Here is a 4,197-nt window from a genome sequence, read left to right as displayed (position 1 = left end):
GGATGAAGCCCCTGGCGGTGACCTACTCTTGCATGGGCAATGCCACACTACCATCGGCGCAGCTGCGTTTCACTTCCGAGTTCGGGATGGGATCGGGTGGGACCACAGCGCTATAGCCGCCAGGGAAAAGGTGCGGACAGCGCTGGGTAAGCGCCAGTCCGGCGTAAGGTGTAAACGAGTGACAAGCGTCTGGTGAAATTCGGATCAGATGTATCGCGAGGAATTAACTCTAGCGAAGCGTCTTGGGGTTATATGGTCAAGCCGCACGGCTCATTAGTACGCGTAAGCTCAATGCATTGCTGCACTTCCACACCGCGCCTATCAACCACCTAGTCTTGATGGTGCCTTAAGGAGACTCGAAGTCTCGGGAGATCTCATCTTGGGGCGTGCTTCCCGCTTAGATGCTTTCAGCGGTTATCACTTCCGTTCGTAGCTACCGGGCAATGCCATGGGCATGACAACCCGAACACCAGCGGAACGTCCACTCCGGTCCTCTCGTACTAGGAGCAGCCCCCCTCAAATCTCCAACGCCCACGACAGATAGGGACCGAACTGTCTCACGACGTTCTGAACCCAGCTCGCGTACCACTTTAAATGGCGAACAGCCATACCCTTGGGACCGGCTACAGCCCCAGGATGTGATGAGCCGACATCGAGGTGCCAAACACCGCCGTCGATATGAACTCTTGGGCGGTATCAGCCTGTTATCCCCGGAGTACCTTTTATCCGTTGAGCGATGGCCCTTCCATACAGAACCACCGGATCACTAAGACCTACTTTCGTACCTGCTTGATCCGTCGATCTCGCAGTCAAGCACGCTTATGCCTTTGCACACAGTGCGCGATGTCCGACCGCGCTGAGCGTACCTTCGTGCTCCTCCGTTACTCTTTGGGAGGAGACCGCCCCAGTCAAACTACCCACCACACACGGTCCCTGATCCGGATTACGGACCTAGGTTAGAACGTCAAGCACTTCAGGGTGGTATTTCAAGGATGGCTCCACCGAAACTAGCGTCTCGGTTTCATAGCCTCCCACCTATCCTACACAGAAGAACTCAACGTTCAGTGTGAAGCTGTAGTAAAGGTTCACGGGGTCTTTCCGTCTTGCCGCGGGAACGCTGCATCTTCACAGCGATTTCAATTTCACTGAGTCTCGGGTGGAGACAGCGCCGCTGTCGTTACGCCATTCGTGCAGGTCGGAACTTACCCGACAAGGAATTTCGCTACCTTAGGACCGTTATAGTTACGGCCGCCGTTTACTGGGGCTTCGATCAAGAGCTTCGCCTTGCGGCTGACCCCATCAATTAACCTTCCAGCACCGGGCAGGCGTCACACCCTATACGTCCACTTTCGTGTTTGCAGAGTGCTGTGTTTTTGATAAACAGTCGCAGCGGCCAGGTTACTGCGACCCTTCTCAGCTCAGCTACGCATGTAGCCACCAAAAAGGGCGCACCTTCTCCCGAAGTTACGGTGCCATTTTGCCTAGTTCCTTCACCCGAGTTCTCTCAAGCGCCTTGGGATTCTCACCCTGCCTACCAGTGTCGGTTTACGGTACGGTTTCTCTGTAGCTGAAGCTTAGTGGCTTTTCCTGGAAGCGTGGTATCAGTCACTTCGCCCAAAAGGGCTCGTCTCGGTGCTCGGCATAAAGAAGCGCGGATTTGCCTACGCTTCATGCCTACCGCCTTTCCCCGGGACAACCAACGCCCGGTAGACCTAACCTTCTCCGTCCCCACATCGCACTACAGACAAGTGCTGGAATATTAACCAGCTTCCCATCGACTACGCATTTCTGCCTCGCCTTAGGGGCCGACTCACCCTGCGCCGATGAACGTTGCGCGAGGAAACCTTGGGCTTTCGGCGTGGGGGCTTTTCACCCCCATTATCGTTACTCATGTCAGCATTCGCACTTCCGATACCTCCAGCAAGCTTCTCAACTCACCTTCACAGGCTTACGGAACGCTCCTCTACCGCGCACACAAAGTGTGCACCCCGAGCTTCGGTGTATCGCTTAGCCCCGTTAAATCTTCCGCGCAGACCGACTCGACCAGTGAGCTATTACGCTTTCTTTAAAGGGTGGCTGCTTCTAAGCCAACCTCCTGGCTGTCTATGCCTTTCCACATCGTTTTCCACTTAGCGATAACTTGGGGACCTTAGCTGCGGGTCTGGGTTGTTTCCCTTTTCACGACGGACGTTAGCACCCGCCGTGTGTCTCCCGTACATTCTGTCCTGGTATTCGGAGTTTGCCATGGTTTACTAAGCCGCGATGGCCCGCTAGCCATAACAGTGCTCTACCCCCAGGAAGATTCATACGAGGCGCTACCTAAATAGCTTTCGAGGAGAACCAGCTATCTCCGAGTTTGTTTAGCCTTTCACTCCTATCCACAGCTCATCCCCATCTATTGCAACAGATGTGGGTTCGGTCCTCCAGTGCGTGTTACCGCACCTTCAACCTGGCCATGGATAGATCACTCGGTTTCGGGTCTACTGCCAGAGACTATGCGCCCTATTCAGACTCGGTTTCCCTTCGCCTCCCCTATACGGTTAAGCTTGCCACTGACAGTAAGTCGCTGACCCATTATACAAAAGGTACGCAGTCACCCTTGCGGGCTTCCACTGCTTGTACGTATACGGTTTCAGGGTCTATTTCACTCCCCTCTCCGGGGTTCTTTTCGCCTTTCCCTCACGGTACTTGTTCGCTATCGGTCAGTCAGGAGTATTTAGCCTTGGAGGATGGTCCCCCCATGTTCAGACAGGGTTTCTCGTGCCCCGCCTTACTCAATTTCATCGCTAATGCCCTTTCGCCTACGGGGCTATCACCCGCTATGGCCGGCCTTTCCAAACCGTTCGGCTAAAACACTAACGACTTTTGGGCTAGTCCGCGTTCGCTCGTCGCTACTGACGGAATCTCGGTTGATTTCTTTTCCTCCGGGTACTTAGATATTTCAGTTCCCCGGGTTCGCTCTGCATGGCTATGTATTCACCATGCAGTACTCCTTGCGGAGTGGGTTTCCCCATTCGGACATTGCCGGATCAAAGCTTGTTGCCAGCTCCCCGACACTTTTCGCAGGCTGCCACGTCCTTCATCGCCTCTGACTGCCAAGGCATCCACCGTATACGCTTGGTCGCTTGACCATATAACCCCAAGTCGCCTCGGGGCCGGATAACACACCACCTTACGAGGGTGATGCCCATCCATGCCAAACAACGCATTCGCTTAATTGCCTCTTCGACACATCTCGATTCGGTTTCGAACCAAGACGCTTGTCACTCGTTTACAGTTTTTCAAAGAACACAAGAACGGCCACAATGCCGCCTCGTTTCTAAATCTTTATGTGTGCGCTGCCTTCATTTCACGTCGTGTCACCAAATGGTGGAGCCAGTCAGGATCGAACTGACGACCCCCTGCTTGCAAAGCAGGTGCTCTCCCAGCTGAGCTATGGCCCCAAGTGATTTGGTGGTGGGTCTGGGAGGACTCGAACCACCGGCCTCACCCTTATCAGGGGTGCGCTCTAACCACCTGAGCTACAGACCCGGGAACATTTCAGTATCAACAAAAAATCGCCTGACGACGTCACCGTCGTAGCGTGGTTGTTGAAACCATATCGCGTGAAATAAAGCAGGTGTCTTGTGTGGACGTCTTGCAGCAGCGAAAGCTGCCTTTCTCGAAAGGAGGTGATCCAGCCGCACCTTCCGATACGGCTACCTTGTTACGACTTCACCCCAGTCATGAACCACTCCGTGGTCGTCGTCCCCCTTGCGGTTAGACTAACGGCTTCTGGAGCAACTCACTCCCATGGTGTGACGGGCGGTGTGTACAAGGCCCGGGAACGTATTCACCGCGGCATAGCTGATCCGCGATTACTAGCGATTCCGACTTCACGAAGTCGAGTTGCAGACTTCGATCCGGACTGGGATCGGCTTTCTGGGATTGGCTCCACCTCGCGGTATTGCAACCCTCTGTACCGACCATTGTAGTACGTGTGTAGCCCTGGCCGTAAGGGCCATGATGACTTGACGTCATCCCCACCTTCCTCCGGTTTGTCACCGGCAGTCTCCTTAGAGTTCCCACCATTACGTGCTGGCAACTAAGGACAAGGGTTGCGCTCGTTGCGGGACTTAACCCAACATCTCACGACACGAGCTGACGACAGCCATGCAGCACCTGTGTTCTGATTCCCGAAGGCACTCCCGCATCTCT

2 tRNA genes and 3 rRNA genes are annotated in these 4,197 nt (G+C 54.6%); all 5 read right to left on the bottom strand.

The window, feature by feature from the left end:
- Positions 1-9 precede the first annotated feature (9 nt).
- A 5S ribosomal RNA gene (gene rrf, locus OUZ49_RS20875) occupies positions 10-124 on the bottom strand.
- A gap of 128 nt (positions 125-252) precedes the next feature.
- A 23S ribosomal RNA gene (locus tag OUZ49_RS20870) occupies positions 253-3,131 on the bottom strand.
- A gap of 236 nt (positions 3,132-3,367) precedes the next feature.
- A tRNA-Ala gene (locus OUZ49_RS20865) sits at positions 3,368-3,443 on the bottom strand.
- A gap of 11 nt (positions 3,444-3,454) precedes the next feature.
- Positions 3,455-3,531, bottom strand: a tRNA-Ile gene (locus tag OUZ49_RS20860).
- 133 nt (positions 3,532-3,664) lie between these two features.
- Positions 3,665-4,197, bottom strand: a 16S ribosomal RNA gene (locus tag OUZ49_RS20855); the annotation flags it as partial.

Origin of the sequence: Dyella halodurans, assembly GCF_026283925.1 — a bacterium.
Classification (GTDB): Bacteria; Pseudomonadota; Gammaproteobacteria; order Xanthomonadales; family Rhodanobacteraceae; genus Dyella; species Dyella halodurans.
The sequence above is the reverse complement of the archived record's forward strand: the minus strand, read 5'-3'. Positions and strand labels throughout refer to the sequence as shown.